This is a genomic window from Citrobacter sp. CF971 (genome assembly GCF_006385635.1).
Taxonomy (GTDB): Bacteria; Pseudomonadota; Gammaproteobacteria; order Enterobacterales; family Enterobacteriaceae; genus Citrobacter; species Citrobacter freundii.
Genome location: NZ_CP041051.1, coordinates 4039654 through 4061078 on the forward strand (window position 1 = coordinate 4039654; position 21425 = coordinate 4061078).

Here is a 21425-nt window from a genome sequence, read left to right on the forward strand (position 1 = left end):
TGCGCGGAAAACCAAACTAGCTTGCGACATTCCCCCACACCAGTTGCCCTTTATGGAAGGTCGCAGTGCGTGGGGAGATTCGCGCGACCGCTTCCGCTGAGCATGAGGCATCTACCAGCACAAAGCTGGCTTCATCCTGCGCTTTCGGCCAGACGCGCTCACCTTTATCGTTAAGCGGCAGCACATCACCGGTAGCGAGGAACAGCGCCCGCGACAGGTTGAGTTCATTCGGGCGAATATAGAGCTGCGCGTACAGATTCGCCTTCTCCAGCATGTCTCCCAGGCCGTACGGCGACCAGTGGTCAATCACGCTGTCGGTCCCGGTAATCACTTCCACGCCTTTGTCGCGCAGCTGTTTTAGCGGCATGTGCATCGTGCCAATCGGCACCGTCGAGGCAATGGTAATCTGCTGCGCCGCCATGCGGGTTGCGAGTTCATCCACCTGCTGTTCGTTCAGCGTAGACAGCGCAAACGCGTGGCTGATGGTCAGTTTGCCCTTTAACTGAGGCGTTTTCTCCACCGTTTCTACCATGTAATTCACCGCCGCCACGCCCGCCGGACTGGTTTCATGCAGATGGATATCCACGCCTTTGTTGTAATCGAGCGCAATCTGGAACATGGTATCGAGTGATTTTTCCATCGCCCCATCCACGCTGGTTGGGTCCAGACCGCCGACATAATGCGCTCCCGCCTGCATCGCTTCACGCATTAGCGGTTCAGATTTTGATAACAGCAGGCCATGCTGTGGAAATGCCACAATTTCACAGGCAAAACCCGGCTGGCGACGCGCCAGCACCGCCTGCAGGTTCTCCAGGTTTTTCAGTCCGGAAACCGGTTCTATGTTGCAGTGGCTGCGGGCAATCGAGGTACCTTTTGATTGCAGCAGATCGATCAGCTTTTCCGCGCGCTCCTGGGTGTAAGGCTGGAGTTCAGGCAGCAGCTTTTGTTCCAGGCGGATCATATCCTGAATGGTGGTGCCCGCCGGACGGTTCAGCGAACGCCAGGGACCGCCGTAAAAGGTTTTATCCAGATGGATATGCATGTCGCGCATGGCGGGCAGCATCAGCTTTCCACCCGCATCGTAGTGCGGCAGCATCGCATCCGGATGCTGCTTATTCTCGCGCAGCGCAACTATTTTCCCGTCCTGGATTTCAACGGTTTGCAGCGCGGTACGGGTGTGCACCACCACTGAGTTTTCGTAATCAAACCCCGCTTCCAGCAGGACGTTATCCAGGTAATAGTGCTTATCGTTAATCGTCATTGTGCTCTTCGACCCGCAGGTGTTCCCGACAGGATTAGCAGCATACGCGACCGGGGCGACTGCGCCAAACAGCGCGGCAGCAGTGACCATTTTTCCGCTCTGGCTTAAAAATTCACGGCGGCTGTTACTTTCCTTCATTCGCATCTCCTCTCAGGAATGGACAATATGGGTGCCCGTTTCGCCGCGCAGTGCGGCGGGCAGGCATTCCGGCGTGGTGATGATCACTCGTTTACCGCCACGCTCCAGAAACGCCAGGCTGGCAACAATCTTGGGTAACATGCTGCCCGGCGGGAAATGTCCCTCCTGCATGTAACGGGTCATCGTGGCGACATCCACCGTATCCAGCGCCTGCTGGTTAGGTTTGCCAAAATGAATACAGACCTGCTCGACGCCGGTGGTGATCACCAGAATGTCGGCACGGATTTCCTGTGCCAGCAACGCCGTGGAGAGATCTTTATCAATCACCGCATCCACGCTCTGGTAATCCCCCTGATCGCTACGCACCACCGGGATGCCACCACCACCCGCACCAATCACTACAAACCCCTGCTGGGTCAGCGTTTTGATCGCCTCTGCTTCAACAATACGTTTTGGTTCAGGGGAAGCCACAACCCGGCGGTAGCCACGCCCCGAATCCTCAACAAAGCGCCAGCCTGGATTGACCCGCAGCAACTCATCGCGCTGCGCTGCATTAAAGAACGCCCCGATAGGCTTGGTCGGGTTAGCAAAACCGGGATCGTTTTTGTCGACCTCCACCTGCGTGACCACCGTGACCGCCTTCTGCTCGCCGCGTCGTGCCAGACGGTTGTTCAGCGCCTGTTGGATCAAATAGCCGATGCCCCCCTGCGTATCGGCGACGCAGTTTGCCAGCGGGGTAAGCGGCAACCCTTCACGCTCGTGCGCGATTTCCGCACGTCGGAGATCCAGCCCCACCTGCGGCCCGTTACCGTGCGTCAGCACAATGTTGTAGTCCGATGCCAACATCTCCAGCACCGTATCCGCCACCGCCTTCACCGCTTCAGCCTGGTGCTCAATCGACTGGCTGGCGTTATCTTTGATAATGCTGTTGCCGCCAATGGCAACGACCACAAGTTCTTTCATAGTGTTATCTTCCGCTTACAGGCGATTCAGGTCGTTTTCGTCGGTTCCTGCTCAGGCGCAGTCACCGCTTCACGGCTATCAAGAACATGCTTGAGGACAAACATGCCGCTCATCATCAGGTAGGCCACAACAAACATCATCGAGCTGCCCTCAGCAAAACCAACTGCCGGGGAGTGGATCACGCCAAACAGCGATAACAGTGCCCCAAAGGCTGCGGCAATCGCCCCGCGCAGCGGCTTATTCATAATGGCGAAGATAGCGACGCAGCCCCACAGCATGCTGGCCAGCGGCGCGCCGCTTCCCAGATGCACCAGTCCGTCGTAATAGACACCTTTGCTGTGCAATAAGTCGCTACCCAGTTTCCCCGCGGATGTTCCGGCGGCGCCCATCACGCTGTTAACGATGGTCAATGCCCAGTTAGCGATCCACGGGAACAGGCAGATGAAGATAACGGGAACCTCGACTTTGGGCGTTTCTCGCACCACCTGGTTGGCGGTCACCACGCCGATAAACACCAGAATCGGCACTATCGCAGTCATCGGAATAATGGCGAGCATAAACGCGCCCAGGCCAAACAGCGGTACCAGGAACATGGTGATGCCTGAAGCGAGGGTATAGCCGATACTGGCGCCCATCGCTTTCCAGCCCGCATGCCCAACATACACGGTCACCGGGAACGGGTTGCCCAGCATGCAGCCGAGCATGGAGGCAAAGCCGTTCGCCATCATCACCTTACGGGTGTTGTACTCATCCCCCGCCGCGTGCGCACTTTCAATGTTCTCAAGGTCGAAAATGTAGTTCGCCAGACCCAGAGGAACCGCAGAAGCCAGATACGGCAGTGCATGCGGCAAACCTTGCAAGAAGCTGTCGACATGAATTTCCGGCGGGTTGAAGCCAAAGGAAGACATCGACGCTTTAATGGCTTCCGGGCTTTGTAAACCGGAGATCCACGCCAGGGCCGTACCGGCAATCAGCAGCAGCAAGCCGGTAGGAATGCGGGCAAAAATCGGCTTCTTACCGAACCAGTTAATGAAGATCAGCAACAGGACGATGAAAGAGACGGTCGGCGCTTCGAATGCCTGCAGCATCGGGTTCATCGCCAGCAGCAACAGTCCCAGGCCGGACAGACAAGAAAGCAGTACCGTACGTGGAATCATCTTGCGGATGGTCTCGCCCAGGAAGGAGCCGCCGACCAGGATCAACGCTTCGACAAAGCACCACACCAGGGCTATCTGGATAGCAAAGTTGGCATCTTTGGTTTGCTGATAAACCGGCATCAGTACCAGGAAGGTTACGGTAAAGATTGACGGTGCGCTCGGTCCGGACGGCAGCGCCGTCACGTCTTTACGCCCGGTGTGCTTTGCCATCTGCAGGCCAAACCAGGCGTAGCAGACGCTGGCCACCAGCACCGCCAGACCAAAGGCAGGCGCAATGCGACCATAGACAATTTCAGTAGGGATCCCGACGACAAAAATGAGCAGCCCCATCATTGTCAGCAGGTTAGTCAGGTTGTTGGTCATCAGCCCAAAGTAAGCTGCCCAGTCACCACGTTTCCATTCTAGTTTTATGCTGTTCATGGAATATCCTTAACAGGTTAAGCATCGTTTGCGATCGCGGAGATCGCCCAGCCCTGCAGGTAAGCAACGTTTTTCGCTTCGCTACTGTGGGGCTAACCGCGTTAGCCCCGATTGTTGTTATTGGCAGTAGCGGTCGCGCCAGTTGAGGATCGCCTTTTCAAAACAGGCGAACGGCGGGTGGACTATTCCGGCGCCGATCATGCCGATCCCCGCGTCTTTGTGCGCAATGGCGGTGTTAATCACCGGCAGAATGCCGGTGCTGCCCACGCGCGTAATATCGATAGCAGTCGGTACGCCCATAAAACCCAGCAGTGGAATGGTGACGTTGGGGTTTTCGCCGAGAGTGATTTCACGCATCTGGCGAGAGAAATCAACGGCCTCTTCGACCGTACCACCCACCAGTGCCACGATGGCCGGTGCCGTCGCCATGGCGAAACCGCCAATGCCGTAGGTTTCGGTGATCGCGCTATCGCCAATATCACGTCCGGAATCTTCCGGCTTGTAGCCTGCAAACATCGGGCCAATCACCTGCTGCGCCGGACCGGTAAACCACTGACCCGGTAAGCCGCTGATGCGCAGACCGAACTCAACGCCGTTTCGCGCCATCGTCGTCACCACGGTGCTGTATTCAATGCCGTGGGCGGCGTCCATTGCGGCTTTACACATCGCCATCCAGGTCGGTCCGGAGAAGTAATCGCTGCTGAGGACGAACTCGAACACCTCACGCTGCTGCTCAACGGGATAGCCGGTCTGAATAATCCACGGCGTCAGCGCCTGAATCAGCAGCGCCGTCCCGGCGTTATTGCGGTTATGACACTCATCGCCCATGTGCAGCGCCTGCGCCAGCATCAGGCGCAAGTCTATTTCTCCCGCCAGCTTCATGGCGTCGCGCAGCATCGGTCCCAGCACATCACGCATCCAGTTCAGACGATCAATAACGCTCTGATCGTTCGCGCCCATACGCAGGATCTTCGCCATCTGCTCGCTCATATTGGTATATGCGCGGTTGCCGTAGGTTTTGTTCTCAACGATGTGCATAAACATCGACGCTGACGTCACACCCGCCATCGAGCCAACGCAGTCATGCTCGTGACATGGTGAGAAGATAATTTCACCCGAGGAGGCCAGTTCGGCAGCTTCATCCAGATCTTTCGCCAGTCCTTCAAACACCAGCGCCCCGGTTACCGCGCCCTTCATTGCACCGCACATTTTTTCCCAGCGGATTGGCGGCCCGGCGTGCAGGATGGTGTTGCGGGTCATCCCCGGCACGACATTGATTGCCTGGTCATAGCCAATCAGCACCGGATGCGACTGGATAATACGTTCCAGCGCCTGCTGGTTAGCGGCAGCGATTTTGTCTGCCAGCGGCGAATCGGCAATCTCGTCCAGTGCAGCAACCACCTGCATGTTGCCCTGGCCCGGCGGCGTCCAGTCGAGCTGGGTCACGGGAACGTTCTGCTTTTTCAGGTCATCGCTGAACATCGCGATACCGACATTAATCACATTCAGCGGCTGGTTAAACAGTGTCTGGCTCATCAGGCTTCCTCCCCTTTACAGATAAATTCACGCGCCAGCAATCCGGTGTTGGTGCTACTGCTCGCCCAGATAACGCCCGCATCAGTCAGCATCTGACATTGTTTTTCCAGCGACGGCGTATCAAGATCGGTTCCCAGCACATAGCCGAGAATCTCAAGCGGACGACCGTCTGCGGCGGCGATCGCTTTGGCTTCAACGATCGCGTCGAGCATCACGCCAACCGGATCTTCATGCGATCCAAAACCAAGGACGAAGTCCATCACGATCACGCCGACTTCAGGATCGCGCGCTTCCTGCAACAGACGACTAATGCGGTTGGTGGGATCGATCATCGGGTGCGGTTTACCGTTGGTAAAATCGTCATCACCGAAATCGAGGAAGGTATGCGCCACGCTGCGGTTGAGATCTTGCAGGCGGAACGCCGGATCCGGATGAATGTTGCTGTAAACTTCGGCATGTTTTTCCATGGCAGCAAACATCGCCTCATCGCACAACGTGCCACCGCAGAACAAGCCACGGATGTACTTTTGTTGCGGGGTCAGACGGGCGCGAACCTCTTCAATCAGCGGCCAGTTGAGCGGATGCAGATCCAGGCTCTCTTTTTTCACGCCGGTCAGCAGTACCGCTTTCAACGCCGCCTCTTTAGTACCGCGGGCAAACTGTAGGCCTTTTTCATCCGCAGGCGCGGCTTCACGTCCGAGGAAACACACCACCACGGGCTTATGACAGGCGCGTGCACGTTCCAGCACCTTGCGCGCCACCGCTGGCGCAGGAGGTTTGGAGATAAGCGCGATGATCTCAGTTTGCGGATCGGCCTCCAGCATGCCAATCGCGTCAAGCATCATCAGGCCGCCAATCTTCTCACTCAGATCGCGTCCACCGGTGCCAATCAGTTGAGAAATTCCGCCGCCAAACTCGTGAATGCGTACGCTCAGCTCCTGGCTACCGGTACCGGACGCACCAATAATTCCGATGTTGCCGCGACGCACTGCGTTGCCAAAACACAGCGCCGCGCCGTTAATGATGGCGGTTCCGCAGTCTGGCCCCATCATCAACAGTCCTTTTTCGTGCGCCAGTTGCTTAAGCGTCAGCTCGTCTTCAAGAGAGACGTTGTCAGAGAACAACATCACGTTGAGGTTATTTTGCAGCGCCTGACGCGCTTCACGCGCGGCAAACAGGCCATTGACCGAGATCACCGCCAGGTTGCTGTCGGAAACGTGCTTCTTCGCGCTGGCGAGCGTGGCATAGCGCGCTTCGTGCTGGCCACCCTGCTCTTTATGCGTAAACAGATCGTCAATCGCCACCAGCGTTTGCGCGTTTGCTTCGTCGCTCGCGCCTTTAATGACAATCATCAGATCGCCACTCTTCGCCTCTTCCAGCTCAGGCGTGAGCAGGCCGAGATTCTTCAGCACGCCCTTATTCATTTCTGTCGCCATAGCCACAAACGCCTGCTCAACACCATCGAGCTTATTTGCGCGCGTGGAGATAGACATCAGTGAGACAGAATCAAAATACGTGTTCTTTTTAACAACTATCCTGATCGACATAATTCCCTCCAGACCTGTGGCTCAGGGCGCAGGCATCCGCCATGCCATACAGCATGTCGCAGCCAGAACTTGAGCCAATATTTTTAATGTCAGTAATATATTGCGTAGAAACGGGTTTTTGCTCAGTAATAAATTGGTTCAGCAGCCGTCCAACGCTTTCCCGATAACGCTGATGAAAAGCTTCCTCTAACGTTATTTTGCTGAGTAGCGTCGTATTATTTCCGGCACATTGTAAAGCTGCTAAAAAATCTTCACGATATTTCCTCAGCGGATGCCCGGGAATAAATAGAATAGTGCTTAGGCCCACTAAATAATCATCCGATGAGGGCGTCAGACCAATCCCCAGACCAATTAAATGGCTGACCGCTGTAGAGATATTTTCTCCTGTACGCAACGCCGTCAGTAATGTTTGTCGGCGGTTGTGTAATTGACGGGTGATTTCCTGAAAAAACGGATTGTCACCCTGATACAGAAATAATGTGTCGTCGCTTCTTAGCTGTTGGCGGATAACCTCTTCCCAATGCTGCCAGCCGACTGCGGCAAGACTTGCTGCATCAGATGTCCACCGTGGTATTCGCCACAGCAGGCAACCGGCGGTTTCTATCCATTTATCATTGCCAACAACTATTCCCGACCCGCTAAAATTGACCAGCTCACCGGGGTGAAACAGGTCTTCACAATGCGTCAGCGCCAGCCGACAGCTGTTAGGTGCGTTATCACAATCTTCACTCAGTAACGTCAGCAGCCGCTGCTGTTCAGGTATCAACAGGTTTACCGCGTGGGAAAAAACCTGTTCAACCCGTCCCGTTCCCCGGAACGTGAGAAACGCGCTGTCTGCGGTTAGCGCCCGTACGCATCGCCGTGATGGCGTAGCGATAATGGCGCTCCTGTGTCAGGCTCCGGCCGCAATCAGCAGCTCGGCAATTTCGTGGTACCCTTTCTCTCGCGCCAGTTCCAGCGGGGTTTTACCGTATTTATCCGTCATGTGCGGATTTGCGCCATGGTCGAGCAGCAGCTTAACGATCTCCTGCTGCTTCGCGCCACCGTCATTAAGTACGATGGCTTCCAGGAGCGGCGTCCAGCCAACAAAATTAGTATGGTTGACATTGATATCGGTACGCAGCAGCAGCTCACGCACGATCTCGACATGGCCTTTTTCGCTGGCTGGCGTAATACCGACACCGCCAAAACGGCTCAGACAATTAAGGTCGGGGTTAGCCGGTAATACCGTACGCAACAGCGTTAAATCATTCGTCAGGCAGCTAATCAGAAAGGGGTTAAAACAAGTTTGATCTTGTTTATTAATATCGGCACCCTCAGCAATCAATAAAGAAACACAGTCATAATGTTTATTCAGGCTGGCAATAATAATGGCAGTACGCCCCTGGCGGTTAGTGGCATTAATATCCACATTTTTTGCCAGACAGGATTTTAATCCATCGGCATTGCCCTGTTCTGCCGCCAGCAGAAATTCAGTAATGAGTTCTTTCTCTGACATAATCGCTCTCCTGCAGTTTTTTAGACTTTTTAAATATCCGATAACCTGAGAATAGCAACAGAGTACAGAGAATAACATCCGCTTAAATTTCATTCATCGTAAGCGCATCGATTATTGAATCAATTTTAACAATGAGAACAAAACGTGCTGTAGTGCAATCTTTCCCTTATGGCTGGGGCCCTTTTAGCCACTAATCAGTAGTCCGGTGAATCAGGCGGTATGCTGCACGGATAGCGGCCTGCAATTAAAATACAGAAGTGTGATTGCCTTCAAATCAAATGTAAAACTAGTGTTAAATTTTGTTCAAAACTGATTGCTCTGTATAAGGATTACAAATACATTCAACAATCATCGTGTTGCGGATGCGCATTGTCGCCGGAGGGGAGAAAGATGAATTCAATATTTACCGAGGAAAACCTACTGGCGTTTACGATGGCTGCCCGCTACAGCAGCTTTAGCAAGGCGGCTGAAGAGCTTGGCTTAACCACATCGGCAATTAGTTACACCATTAAGCGCATGGAAATGGGTCTCGACGTGGTGCTGTTTACCCGCAGTACTCGCAGTATTGAACTGACCGAGTCCGGGCGCTACCTGTTTCGCAAGGCGACCGACCTGCTCAACGATTTCCACGCCATCAAGCGCAGTATTGATACCATCGCTCAGGGCATTGAAGCCCGGGTACGCATCTGCATTAACCAGCTGTTGTATACCCCTCAACATACAGCGCGGCTGCTGCAGGTACTCAAGAAACAGTTTCCAACCTGCCAGATAACCGTCACCACCGAGGTGTATAACGGCGTCTGGGATTCGATCATCAACAACCTGGCTAATATCGCCATTGGCGCACCCGATACGTTACTGGATGGCGGCGGAATTGATTACACCGAGATCGGCGCGATCCGTTGGTCGTTTGCGATTGCCCCGGATCATCCCCTCGCCTTTATGCCGGAACCCATTTCTGAGAGCCAGTTACGCCTGTACCCGAACATCATGGTGGAAGACACCGCACACACCATCAACAAGAAGGTCGGCTGGCTGTTACACGGACAGGAGTCGATTCTGGTTCCCGATTTTAATACCAAGTGCCAGTGCCAGATCCTGGGTGAAGGCATCGGTTTTCTGCCGGACTACATGGTGCGCGAGGCGATGGAAAAGTCGTTGCTGGTGACGCGGCAGATCCACAACCCGCGTCAGGATTCACGAATGCTGTTGGCAACCCAGCATTCGGCAACTGGTCGTGTTACTCAGTGGATTAAAAAAGAGTTTGGGCCACAAGGGATACTGACGGGGATTTATCAGGATCTGCTGCATCGGGAGTGATGAACCGGATGGCTGTTATACCTTCCGGTACACATAAGATGATCAGGCGCGGATATCGTCGTACTCGCGGGTTTTATCAAATTCATGTTTGGCAAACGGGCACAGCGGAATAACTTTGCGGTTTTCAGCGCGCATCTTCTCTACCACTTTCGCCACCAGCTGTTTGCCGACGCCCTGACCTTTCAGGCTGGGGTCGACATCGGTATGTTCAATGATGCTCAGATGCTCGCCCGTCGGCACAAATACTATCTCGGCAACCTGGTTGCCCTCAGCATCATTGACATAAAACTTGTTGTGGCCTGCAAGAATTTCCATGGTCCCCTCACTCATTTCTGGCGATATTTCAGCGCACCGCTCGGACAGGTATCGATGACCTTGATGACCGTCTCGACATCCACTTCATCCGGAATGATCCACGGTTTACGTTTCAGGTTAAACAGTTTCGCGCTTCCCCGCACGCAATTGCCCGAATGCTGACATATCGCCGTGTTGAAATAGACGTCAATCTTCTCGCCGGTATAGGCCCGGTAACCTGCATCCAGTAGTTCCTTATCCACGACATTGCCTCACATTTTTTTATTGTCTGGGTCTAATCATAGACCTATGCGAGGCTGAAGGAAGCTGCTGAAAGCAGAAATATCACTCGGGCCTTTTCTGCAACAACGGCTGCTGCTCTGGTGGCAAATACTCCAGCATCGCAGGCGTTGGCGGCGGGAGGCGGTTATCGGCAATATCCCTATCCACATCGATATGACTGATTTCGCCATTCTCATGATGGTGGACCGTCAGCACCCTCGCCTTGTTCAGTTCCGTAACCAGCTCCCGGGTAATACGCAAACTTTCTGCCAGCTCATGGTCTTCCAGCCCGGGTCTGCGACTGCGGCGTTCCACCCGAAAACGAAACTGGTTGTACTTAGCCCAGCCAATCAGCACCAGGCCGTTGACCAGGGCGACAAGGATATAAAACGTGACCGTATCCAGCGTGGTGAAAAAGGGTCGCACCCCCATATACGGTGAATGCGCCAGGGCCGTGATCAATCCTTTATAGATCAGGTATAAGAAACCAACCCAGGCGATGAGCGTCAACAACACATCGATAATGCGAGGCAGCAGACGCCGCTCCGTAAAGATCAGTGGCTGATTCACGATTCGATCCTCCCAATTCCACGGTCAGGACTCACCCAACGCGCTCTGCCGCGTTTGCGTTTAAGCATCACTTTCGGGAACGCGACCAGCGTGGTGAACAGGCTTAGCATCCAGTACACCACCGGGAACCAGATAATCCAGAACAACGAGGCGCCAATGCCTTTTTCATAACGTCGTTCAATCATCAGGCTCACCGCAAACTGCAGCAAGCACACCACGCCGAGGATAAGTCCGGTAAAGGCTGGCGGGAACAGATGCTGCACATACAGCGAGTCCGGCATCGGGATCATCAGCCCTAACAGGAACAGCACGATACTGATCGCATAGGCAAACGACCAGGCGGTAGAAAAACAAAACTCAAGAAACAGCGGCCACATGCGACGGAACTCCCACGACCACAGACGACGCATGTTAACGATAAACACCTCTGCACCACCCTGCGCCCAGCGCAAACGCTGCTTCCACAACCCTTTTAACGTTTCAGGCATCAGGATCCAACACAGTGCGCGCGGCTCAAAGAATACCGACCAGTGGCGCAATTGCAGCTTCCAACTGATATCGATATCTTCAGTGATCATGTCCGGGCTCCAGTAACCGACCTCGGCCAGCGCGCGACGACGAAACGCCGCAACTACGCCTGAAACGGTAAAGATCTGCCCATAGACTCGCTGAGTACGCTTAATTAAACCGATAATGGAAGAGAACTCACCGACCTGCACACGGCCGATTAACGTAGAGCGGGTTCGAATACGCGGGTTCCCCGTCACTGCGCCAACACGCGGGAACTGGATCAGCGGAGCCACAATATAGGCAACGGCATCACGATCCAGTAACGCATCGCCATCAATGCACACCAGGTAATCGCTGCGCGCCGCGGCCGCACCAGTCTTGAGCGCCAGCGCTTTGCCCTGGTTTTCAGCCAGATGAATCACCCGCAGGCTGGGGTATTCCACTGCCAGTTGTTCCAGCACGTCGTGAGTGTCATCCGTTGAACCATCGTTGATGGCAATCACTTCGATATTCTTATATCGCTGTGCCAGTGCGGCCTCAATGGTTTCACGCGCGTTGATCCCTTCGTTAAAACAGGGGATCAGAATAGAAACCAGTGGATTCCCCGGCAGGGTCGGTGGTGGCGTGTCATCTCCCCATTTCCAGTGACGTTCACGGTAAAACCAGAAATAGACTCCGCCGCTTATCCACAAAGCAGACATGAACAAAGGCCAGAAGAAGACGAAGTTCAACATCACTTCACCTGTAAAGATGACAGCCACGCCAAACGGCAGGCTGAACATCAGGCAAAGTATCAGGAAAGCAATAATGCGATCGGTCATTTTTGCGGATACCAGTATGAGGAGAACGTCGAGCGAATCTCTGACATCTCAGGTTTGTCGCTGATGAAATCATCCGGGTAATAGCCGTAGTTACCTGCACCGCTTAATTTCAGCTGGCGCATCCATTCGGCTATTTGTTTTCCGCTGATTTCAGCCTGATCCCCGGATTTACGCCAGTCTCGTGCCTGCAGTTCAAACACGGTTTTATCCAGCGCCCCAGGGTTTTGTGCAACGGCATTCACCAGTCGGTCAAGCCATGCGTTGGCATCATTGGCCGGGATCTGTTCCATGAATGGCATCGCCATCGGCGCCGTCCAGTCATAGGTATTGAGGAAATCATTCAGGTTTTGTGCAAACCAGGCTTCACTTTCAGGCTCCAGTACCGGCATGGCGTAAATATTGCGCGCAGTTTGCACCTGTGGACCGCGAATATTACGCACAGACTGGGTCAGCTGTTTGGTGAAGTCGATCAGCATCTTACTTTTCAGGCGCGTCCAGCGCTCGAACGCCTGAGGATTATTACGTATTTGCTCGATACTGCCCGGAAGCCCTGCGGCACGGTAGGCGGCTAACGCATCCGGTGACGCATCTTCAAAGTCCGTCAGGAAAGCATCGTCATGAAACAAAATACCTTTGAAACTGGCGTGCTTCGCCAGGTCTTCATAGATTTCAGTGATGCGCTGACGCGCTTCGCTGCTCCAGGGTGAAAGGCGGACATAGTTCTCGTGATTGATAGCAGTACGTCCCGTTTTCGGATCCCATGCGGTTACGCGTGGAATAGACGCGTCGAGATCGAACGCCAGAACCGGCATCCAGGCATATACCGTCACCCCTGCCCGCGTTTGTAATTGCCAGGAGATATAGTTAAAGAGATCGGCACGCATCGGCAGCCAGCGGTTGGGGAAATAGACCTCACGAATATTCCCGTCGCCTTGCGGATCGGCATACGCCTGCAGGAAGACATGAGAAATACGCATGTCATAAACGCGCTGGATCAGCTTATCGATATTTCGCTTCTGCTGAGCAGGGTCCTTGTCATACACGTAATCCAGATCGACATGCATCACGCGCATTGTCTGTGGCTCACGGACCTGAGCGACCTGACTGGCAAAGCGCTTAAGGGATGGGTTATCAGAGATCAGCACGCGCGGAATATCATCGAGAAACGCGGCATTCGCCAACCCTTCATTAAGCGTAAAGGCCATCTTATAGCCATGCTCTTTGGCCAGGTTTAACGTCGTGCCGTTGGCTGCGCCGTACGGCCATACCCACGCGCGCGGCGATTTCCCTGTCACCGATTTTATCTTGTTAGTGATCAGAGAAATATCCGTGTTTATACGTCGCGTGTACTGTTCGTCCGTTTCGTAAGTGCCGGTTTTCTTATCATACAGGCGGTTCGCTACAGCTGGCTCTTTACTCCCCTGTGGATTGGCCTCAGCGCCAAAGTGCGAGTTCCAGGTGTGCGCACCGACTTCCACCAACGGCGATTTCCCCATTTCTTCGACCATTTTCCAGGTCGCGAATTTATCTCGCGCTGTCATTAAGCCGCCAAAATCGACTTTTTTGTTGGCTGGCGCATCAACCCAACTGCCTACTGGCGCCCAGAGCGCAGGCCAGTTGTAGGCTTTCAGCAATGGCCAGACGCGGGTATAAAAACTGCTATACCCGTCATCAAAGGTGAGTAATACCGCTTTTTCCGGCAGTACAATTTTACCGTCATGGGCATCCAGAATTTGCTGCACGCTGATCGGCTGATAGCCATTATCACGCAGCCAGGCCATTTGGTCGCTCAACGCGCTGGTACGCACGGAGAGGTAACGCTGGTCGGCAGCACCATCTTCAACATCGTGATAACCCAGTACCAGGAAACTATTTTTCGGCCACTGATGATCCGCCGTCAGCGGTGTTCTCTCCCCAGGAGGAACATAGCGAGGCGTTGTATTGTGCGCGCTGCTGCACGCGGTAATCATCAACCAGCCAGCGATTAATGCGCTAAGCCACAGGCATCTTTTCAGCATGAACAATCCTTAAAACCTGACATTTAAATCGAAAGCGAGGGAGATATTCCGCTCACGTTTACCGTCATAGGGGCGTTTATCCCAAATCAGCATCACCCCGCCATCTACGACGTTGTTCCATTTAAGCCGTTGTCCGTATCCTACCTGGACGATAGCGCCTGCATCTTCACCTTGCTGCCAGTAGCCACCTACGCCTGCCAGACCTTGCTGCGTCCAGACGGTATCATAGTGGCGGTAAAGAACCTGCTCTGCGCTCAGGCCAGGGACAACCGAAAAATCACTCTTCGGGTTGTAATACGGCACATTCTCTTTGGTGTTGGTGCTCCCGCCAATGCCCGGCGTAAAGTCCAGCGTGAAGCGAGGCGTGGTCCAGATGCGCTCTTTTCCGCTGAGTCCGTATTCGATGCGATCGTTACCGTCTGAGAAATGTGATGCAGCAAACGACAGTTGATATTCACGTCGTTCGTTTTGATACCAGCGAACGAACATATCGCCGCCGTTGGCATACACACCGCTACGCAGCGCGCGCAATGGCGTATTACGCGACAAGCGCTCGGCCGAACCGCCTACGCGCCAGTTGTCATTAAAGTCATGCCAGCCGGATAGACGCCCACCAATCTTCTGACCATCGCCATAATTTCGGCCAGACACTTCCATTTCCGCCCAGTAATCACGGGAAGTCCATTCTGCACCCGCCGCCAGATCGCGGCTGATGCCCTTCCCTTCCTCAAATTCACCGGTAGCGAAGTTGAATCCAGTAAACAGTCGCCAGTTGTCATTAATCGGCGGACTGTAAATAGCCGTGTTGATGTTGAAGTCATTCTTACCGCTGACCGGGCTATCGGACGAGATCCCCTGCGTGCCGCTAATGCGCACTTCCGACATTTTGTGGACATCACGAATACGCGCGAGGCGCAGCGTCGCTTCATCATCCGGGCTACGGGCAATAACGTCATCCGTCAGTTCATCGACCTGCTTCCATTCCTGGAGATCCAGCGCAACGTAAGCCTGCTGACGCTCCAGCTCCAGGTTGCTTGGCTCAATCACTTCCGCCAGCTTAAGCTCTTTCTCCGCCGCATGCGGCAATCCACGCGCTTCAAGCACAGAGGCATAGGAAATGCGCAGTCCCTGGTTACCGGAGCCTGTTCGTGCCAGATGCTCTGCGAGCTTTTCTGCCTCTGGCAGTTCATTGGCAGCGATATGATATTGCGTCAGCAGCGACTGTCCGAGCAGCCAGTTATCGTTAGGCTGCGGCGTTGGCGAGCCATAGATACGCCGCAGATACGGACTTTCTTTGATCAAATCATCGACTTGTTTTTTGGCAGCATCGAAGTTTTCATTATCAATGTGTGCATAGAACAGATCTTGTTGATCCTCTGGACTGAGCGGCGTCACCGGAATAGGCCCATTCGGGTAGTAGATGCTCGCCAACATCGCTTCGGTTTTTTCCGGCTGACGCTCGCTTAACCATGCTGATGCCACCCAACGTTTTGCGTAGTTTGGTACTTCGCCGCTTGCGGAAAGGGACTCATATTCCTCGATCACTTCGGCAGTACGTTTACGCACCAATAGGGCACCCATACGGTCTATTCTCGCCCGGCGGACATCATTCTGCGCAGACGGCTCATCTTTCCAGGCCGCCAACAACTGGTCATAACGGGCCAGCGCTTTATCTGCTACGATAAAACGTTCTTCTTCATTACGTGCGGACGTATAAGAGGATCGGACCATTTCAGCCGCCGCATCAAGCTCAAGGCGACGCTTCACCGGATCTGCCGTGGGTACGACTTCCGCCATATTTAAGGCTGGTCCGGAAACACGGTTCGCTGACAGCGCAGACAGCAGCGTGGATTTTGCATTTTTGTTGCCAGGATCGACGTCATCCGCCTGGCTGGCAACCAACAGCGCGTCCCAGTTTTTCCCCTGAGAGTGATAGACATAGGCAAGTAGCGCATCGGAATCAGCCCCCGGATGCGCCTGAGCCCATTTATTCGCTTCGGTAAGGGCTTGCTGATTGTAGCGCGCATCTGCCAGCGTCATTATCCAGCCGGTGCGTACATCCACGTTATCAGGTTCTTCCTGTAAAACGCGTTCCCACACCGCCAATGAATCATTCCAGTTTTTCTGGTTACGATACGCACGCGCTGCGGCGACTTTTCCCCGTGCAGGCACATCCATCTGACCACGATACCGCTGCCAGATTTCAATTGTTGTTTTATCGTTGTTCTCAACCCAACTAGAAACTTGCAGCCAGTCGGCAACCTGGTTTGGCGTTAGCGCGCTTTTCTTTCCCTGATCCTCAAGGTAGCGCAATAGCGGCGCACTATTCCCCCCCCGCGCTTCAATAACCAAAGCATCATAATCAGATACCGCAGCAGAGATTTGCATAGGGAAAAGAATGCTGGCCGTAAATAAACAGCTTACGGACTTAAAACGTTTAATGAAGTTGGCATGTCGACGCATACTGAACATATCTGCCCTTATATCTTACATCAGAGTAAAAATAAGCGTTTTCAATAAGTTAAGGTCAATCCCTGACGATTGCCGACCATGTAAGATGCACTGCCGCTTATTTCGTAATAGGGTTATAAAGCAATTAATTCTTTCGTCTTATTGACTACCCGCACCGCGTCCTCTAATCGTTGAGCAGGAGGCATAAACTCGGGAATTTTATCACTCCATGTAGTTCATGGCTACGTAATAAGAAAAGTCTTAGTCAAAAAAGTATTTTAGACTAAATAATCCTAATACTCTTGGGATTGAATTCTGGATTTAAACAAAGTTTGCCCGGTGACATAATGTGACGATGCTTACTATTGCTGGTTAGCATAGCTACACCGCGCAACTGTTTGCATGGTAACTATTTTGAGAGATGAATAGAGAAAAATCTGATAATAGGCTCTCTGCAAACAACAAAATATAACTTAATTTTTAGGGCTCAAACAGGGCCAATGAAATGAAAATAAGAGTACAGGCGCAAGAAGAATTAGATACAGAAACAACACATTGAAATCAAATAACTTTCTTCATCATTTTTCGAAACCTACCATAATTGGTATTTGGATACACGCTCGAAGACGTGCACGAATAATTGTGTATTACTCTGCGCGTTAATGTATTTACCAACCTTGCGTATTATTGACAACATCAACCACAATCAATTATTTCCCCTTACAATATGAAAGCCTATTAGCATTGCAAGCAACTGTTCGAAGCATAATTTTTTGCACTTACCTTCCCCTCAGTCTTTCAGGTAATCTGGGCAAAGACGCCAATGGGAGCCGGTCAATGAAAATCGTTAACGCAGAAGAAAAGCACATCCCCGCCATACGCGATATTTATGCACATCATGTTCTTCACGGTACCGGCAGCTTTGAAACCGACCCGCCGGATGCTCACCAGATGTTTGCTCGTCTGGAAAAAATCCGCAGCCTCGGGCTGCCGTGGGTCGTCGCGCTACAGGAAGGTAAGGTCATCGGGTATTGCTACCTCACCCGCTATCGCGAGCGTTATGCCTACCGCTATACCCTTGAGGATTCGATTTATATTGCTCCAACGGCTCAGCGTCAGGGTGTAGGAAAAGCTTTACTGCGTCATGTGATCGGCTGGGCTGAAGCACAGGGCTATCGGCAACTGATTGCCATCGTCGGCGACAGCAATAATCAGGGATCGTTAAAAGTCCATCAGCAGGCCGGATTTACGGAAATCGGCACACTGAAAAACATCGGCTTCAAACATGGACTATGGCTCGACACGGTATTGCTACAACGTAATCTGGGTGAAGGTAACAGCACACTGCCACCGGATTTCGGTGTCGCTATTTAACATTTATAAAGAATAACTACAGGAGAGAGTTTTGGAGCGGGCGAAGGGAATCGAACCCTCGTATAGAGCTTGGGAAGCTCTCGTTCTACCATTGAACTACGCCCGCATTGAAGTGCGTAAGGGATTATAAACCTTACGCTCTTCTTGGCAAGGGACTAACCGACTGACTGGCGATTAATTCACCGTCAGCATTTTGGCTTACTCCCCTGCGGCGGTAAATAACGCAGTGGATCGATAGCCGTTGCCCGGTAGCGGATTTGGAAATGCAGGCGCACCGTCGTCGCATCCGAGCTGCCCATCGTCGCTATCTTCTGCCCGGCCTTCACGTTTTGACCGTTGTTCACCAGCATGGTGTCATTATGCGCATACGCAGTGATGTAGTCCTCACTGTGCTTAATCATGATGAGATTACCGTAGCCCCGCAGCTGATTACCGACATAAACCACCTTCCCTGCTCCGGCCGCATAAATCGGCGTACCGCGCGCAGCCGAGATATCGATGCCCTTATTGCCGCCGTCCGCCGTAGAATAAGGCAGGATCACCTTACCGCTGGCAGGCCACTGCCAGCAACGTTGCCCTACTGGTGGCCAGGACGACTGCGGCACAGAAGAAGATGGTCTGACTGCCGCCGTTTTGGTTGAGGATTTCTTGGTTGTTTTGCCAGATCCAGAACTGGTTTTCGCGCCGCCGCTGACCTTCAGCTTTTGCCCCACTTCAATGGTATAGGGCGGTGAAATATTATTCAGGCGAGCGATCTCTTTCACACTGGTACCGGTGGCGCGCGAAATACGGTATAGCGTATCTCCCCGCTTCACGGTATACACGGAGCCGGAATAACTTCCTGTATCAGACGACTTGCTCCCGGAACAGCCCGCTAACAGCAGACCGACACACAGCAGCATCACGATACCCAGGCCATTTTTCTTCAGGCGTCCTGCACTCAAAACAATACCTCGCAACATTTTCAGACGCTTTATCATAGCAGCCAGAAACCGGATGCCAAATCATATCGCGCAACGAACCGGCGGCTCTGGCATTTCACACCCTCTGTTAATCACTCTGACTTAATTAAGCATATAATGTGAGTGCTTAAGATTGATGGTGGACGCTATGCGACAGGAACATGTCATTTTATTGAATGAGCAGGACCAACCCTGCGGAACGCTGGAAAAGTATGCGGCGCATACCGCCACAACACCCCTGCACTCCGCTTTCTCGTGCTGGATATTTAACGAGCAGGGCCAACTGCTGGTCACCCGCCGCTCGCTGCACAAAAAAGCCTGGCCAGGTGTCTGGACCAACTCTGTCTGCGGTCACCCGCAGTTGGGTGAAACCAACGAAGCCGCTATTGTCCGCCGGGCTCGCTTCGAACTGGGTGCAGACATCGACTTGCTCAACCCCGTATACGCTGACTTTCGTTATCGCGCCACGGACCCGAGTGGAATAGTTGAAAACGAAGTATGTCCGGTTTATGCCGCACATATCGTCAGTGAGCTACAGCTAAACCCAGATGAAGTGATGGATTGCCAGTGGAGCAATCTTGAGGATGTCTTAAGCGGGATTGACGCGACGCCGTGGGCTTTCAGTCCGTGGATGGTAATGCAGGTTGCAAACAAAGAAGCGCGTGCGCTGTTGCAGAATTACTGCCAACAATTTATTGCCTGATGGCGCTACGTTTATCTGGCCTACATTACGAATCGTAGGCCGGATAAGGCGTCAGCCGCCATCCGGCATTTCACATCTTACTTAACCGGGCGCATCGCCGGGAACAGGATCACGTCACGGATGGTGTGGCTGTTGGTGAACAGCATAACCATACGGTCGATACCAATGCCCAGACCCGCAGTCGGCGGCAGACCGTGTTCCAGAGCGGTAACGTAGTCTTCGTCGTAGAACATCGCTTCGTCATCACCCGCATCTTTGGCGTTAACCTGATCCTGGAAACGCTGCGCCTGATCTTCGGCATCGTTCAGCTCGCTGAAGCCGTTACCGATCTCACGTCCGCCGATGAAGAATTCGAAGCGATCGGTGATTTCCGGGTTTTCGTCATTACGACGCGCCAGCGGAGAAACTTCTGCCGGATACTCGGTAATGAAGGTTGGTTGAATCAGGTGCGCTTCTGCAACTTCTTCAAAGATCTCGGTCACAATACGGCCCAGACCCCAGCTCTTCTCAACTTTGATGCCGATAGATTCAGCAATCGCTTTTGCAGAGTCGAAGTTATCCAGATCGGCCATGTTGGTTTCCGGACGGTATTTCTGAATCGCTTCGCGCATGGTCAGTTTTTCAAACGGCTTACCGAAGTCGAAGACTTCTTCACCGTAAGGCACTTCAGTCGTTCCCAGAACGTTCTGCGCCAACGTACGGAACAGAGATTCAGTCAGTTCGATGAGATCTTTGTAGTCCGCATAAGCCATGTAGAGTTCCATCATGGTGAACTCTGGGTTATGGCGAACAGAGATGCCTTCGTTACGGAAGTTACGGTTAATTTCGAATACGCGTTCGAAGCCGCCAACCACCAGACGCTTGAGGTAAAGTTCCGGCGCGATACGCAGGTACATGTCCAGATCCAGCGCGTTATGATGGGTGATAAACGGACGCGCTGCCGCACCGCCTGGGATCACCTGCATCATCGGGGTTTCGACTTCCATAAAGCCGCGAGCAACCATGAACTGACGGATGCCAGCCATAATCTGTGAACGCACTTTAAAGGTATTGCGGGATTCATCGTTAGAGATGAGATCCAGGTAACGTTGACGATAGCGTGCTTCCTGATCCTGCAGACCGTGGAATTTGTCCGGCAGCGGGCGCAGCGCTTTGGTCAGCAGACGCAGTTCGGTGCAGTGGATAGACAGCTCACCGGTCTTGGTCTTGAACAACTTACCTTTCGCGCCGAGGATATCGCCCAGATCCCATTTTTTGAACTGCTCGTTGTAGACGCCTTCCGGCAGGTCATCGCGAGCAACGTACAGCTGAATACGGCCGCCAACGTCCTGCAGCGTAACGAATGATGCTTTACCCATAATACGACGGGTCATCATACGGCCAGCAACGGATACCTCAATGTTCAGCGCTTCCAGCTCTTCGTTTTCTTTCGCGTCGAAGTCAGCATGCAGTTGGTCTGAGGTATGATCGCGACGGAAATCGTTCGGGAACGGGATCCCCTGCTCACGCAGGCTCGCCAGCTTCTCACGGCGCGTTTTCAGTTCATTGTTAAGGTCGGCTACCGCGTCAGCGCCCTGTACGTGTTGTTCAGACATGTTGG

Annotated in this window: 18 protein-coding genes and 1 tRNA gene; 3 read left to right on the forward strand and 16 right to left on the reverse strand. The window is 53.2% G+C overall.

The window, feature by feature from the left end; all coding sequences use genetic code 11:
• Positions 1-16 precede the first annotated feature (16 nt).
• The 7 genes from E6P06_RS23045 to E6P06_RS23075 form a co-directional block, all read right to left on the reverse strand.
• The gene (locus E6P06_RS23045; RefSeq protein ID WP_106902260.1) at positions 17-1399 is read right to left on the reverse strand and encodes an amidohydrolase family protein; all 1383 of its coding nucleotides are present in this window, start codon (positions 1397-1399) and stop codon (positions 17-19) included.
• Between the two features lie 12 nt (positions 1400-1411).
• A complete protein-coding gene (locus tag E6P06_RS23050; protein WP_061549750.1) occupies positions 1412-2362 on the reverse strand; it encodes a carbamate kinase family protein in 951 nt (316 codons plus the stop codon).
• A gap of 26 nt (positions 2363-2388) precedes the next feature.
• Positions 2389-3939, reverse strand: a complete 1551-nt coding sequence (locus E6P06_RS23055; RefSeq protein ID WP_003840986.1) for a hypothetical protein — start codon at positions 3937-3939, stop codon at positions 2389-2391.
• A gap of 117 nt (positions 3940-4056) precedes the next feature.
• Positions 4057-5475, reverse strand: coding sequence for a DUF1116 domain-containing protein (locus E6P06_RS23060; protein ID WP_139935769.1), 1419 nt, complete (start codon positions 5473-5475; stop codon positions 4057-4059).
• Entirely contained in the window at positions 5475-7022 is a 1548-nt protein-coding gene (gene fdrA / locus E6P06_RS23065) for an acyl-CoA synthetase FdrA (protein ID WP_139935770.1), read from the reverse strand. Before fdrA ends, E6P06_RS23060 begins: the two co-directional genes overlap by 1 nt.
• On the reverse strand, positions 7000-7788 hold the full coding sequence (locus E6P06_RS23070) for a DUF2877 domain-containing protein (protein ID WP_057102293.1): 789 nt from the start codon (positions 7786-7788) through the stop codon (positions 7000-7002). Before E6P06_RS23070 ends, fdrA begins: the two co-directional genes overlap by 23 nt.
• A gap of 126 nt (positions 7789-7914) precedes the next feature.
• Positions 7915-8520 (reverse strand): ankyrin repeat domain-containing protein, encoded by a 606-nt coding sequence (locus E6P06_RS23075; protein ID WP_003033877.1) that lies wholly within the window; start codon positions 8518-8520, stop codon positions 7915-7917.
• Between the two features lie 390 nt (positions 8521-8910).
• Between E6P06_RS23075 and E6P06_RS23080 the strand changes: the two genes are divergently transcribed.
• Positions 8911-9840, forward strand: coding sequence for a LysR substrate-binding domain-containing protein (locus tag E6P06_RS23080; protein ID WP_003033874.1), 930 nt, complete (start codon positions 8911-8913; stop codon positions 9838-9840).
• 42 nt (positions 9841-9882) lie between these two features.
• Here E6P06_RS23080 and E6P06_RS23085 read toward each other — a convergent pair whose 3' ends face one another.
• The 6 genes from E6P06_RS23085 to pgaA all read right to left on the reverse strand — a co-directional run bounded on the left by E6P06_RS23085 (position 9883) and on the right by pgaA (position 16807).
• Positions 9883-10155, reverse strand: coding sequence for a GNAT family N-acetyltransferase (locus tag E6P06_RS23085; protein ID WP_003033869.1), 273 nt, complete (start codon positions 10153-10155; stop codon positions 9883-9885).
• An 11-nt stretch (positions 10156-10166) separates the two neighbouring features.
• Complete coding sequence (gene yjdI, locus E6P06_RS23090; RefSeq protein ID WP_003033864.1) at positions 10167-10397, reverse strand: 4Fe-4S mono-cluster protein YjdI; 231 nt, start codon at positions 10395-10397, stop codon at positions 10167-10169.
• An 82-nt stretch (positions 10398-10479) separates the two neighbouring features.
• Complete coding sequence (gene pgaD, locus E6P06_RS23095; RefSeq protein WP_003840995.1) at positions 10480-10986, reverse strand: poly-beta-1,6-N-acetyl-D-glucosamine biosynthesis protein PgaD; 507 nt, start codon at positions 10984-10986, stop codon at positions 10480-10482.
• Complete coding sequence (gene pgaC / locus E6P06_RS23100; RefSeq protein ID WP_003033859.1) at positions 10983-12317, reverse strand: poly-beta-1,6-N-acetyl-D-glucosamine synthase; 1335 nt, start codon at positions 12315-12317, stop codon at positions 10983-10985. Before pgaC ends, pgaD begins: the two co-directional genes overlap by 4 nt.
• Positions 12314-14335 carry a poly-beta-1,6-N-acetyl-D-glucosamine N-deacetylase PgaB gene (gene pgaB / locus E6P06_RS23105; RefSeq protein ID WP_003840997.1) on the reverse strand — a complete coding sequence of 674 codons (2022 nt, stop codon included), beginning with the start codon at positions 14333-14335 and terminating at the stop codon, positions 12314-12316. Before pgaB ends, pgaC begins: the two co-directional genes overlap by 4 nt.
• A gap of 9 nt (positions 14336-14344) precedes the next feature.
• Positions 14345-16807 carry a poly-beta-1,6 N-acetyl-D-glucosamine export porin PgaA gene (gene pgaA, locus E6P06_RS23110; RefSeq protein ID WP_003840999.1) on the reverse strand — a complete coding sequence of 821 codons (2463 nt, stop codon included), beginning with the start codon at positions 16805-16807 and terminating at the stop codon, positions 14345-14347.
• Positions 16808-17623: 816 nt separating this feature from the next.
• Here pgaA and E6P06_RS23115 point away from each other — a divergent pair.
• The gene (locus E6P06_RS23115; RefSeq protein ID WP_003841001.1) at positions 17624-18160 is read left to right on the forward strand and encodes a GNAT family N-acetyltransferase; all 537 of its coding nucleotides are present in this window, start codon (positions 17624-17626) and stop codon (positions 18158-18160) included.
• 32 nt (positions 18161-18192) lie between these two features.
• On the opposite strand, the gene E6P06_RS23120 is transcribed toward E6P06_RS23115, so the two are convergent.
• Positions 18193-18266, reverse strand: a tRNA-Gly gene (locus E6P06_RS23120).
• A 79-nt stretch (positions 18267-18345) separates the two neighbouring features.
• Positions 18346-19104, reverse strand: coding sequence for an amidase activator ActS (actS, locus tag E6P06_RS23125; protein ID WP_003026902.1), 759 nt, complete (start codon positions 19102-19104; stop codon positions 18346-18348).
• A 166-nt stretch (positions 19105-19270) separates the two neighbouring features.
• Between actS and idi the strand changes: the two genes are divergently transcribed.
• Positions 19271-19825, forward strand: a complete 555-nt coding sequence (gene idi / locus E6P06_RS23130; RefSeq protein ID WP_139935771.1) for an isopentenyl-diphosphate Delta-isomerase — start codon at positions 19271-19273, stop codon at positions 19823-19825.
• Positions 19826-19902: 77 nt separating this feature from the next.
• Here idi and lysS read toward each other — a convergent pair whose 3' ends face one another.
• Complete coding sequence (gene lysS, locus E6P06_RS23135; protein ID WP_003026911.1) at positions 19903-21420, reverse strand: lysine--tRNA ligase; 1518 nt, start codon at positions 21418-21420, stop codon at positions 19903-19905.
• Positions 21421-21425 lie beyond the last annotated feature (5 nt).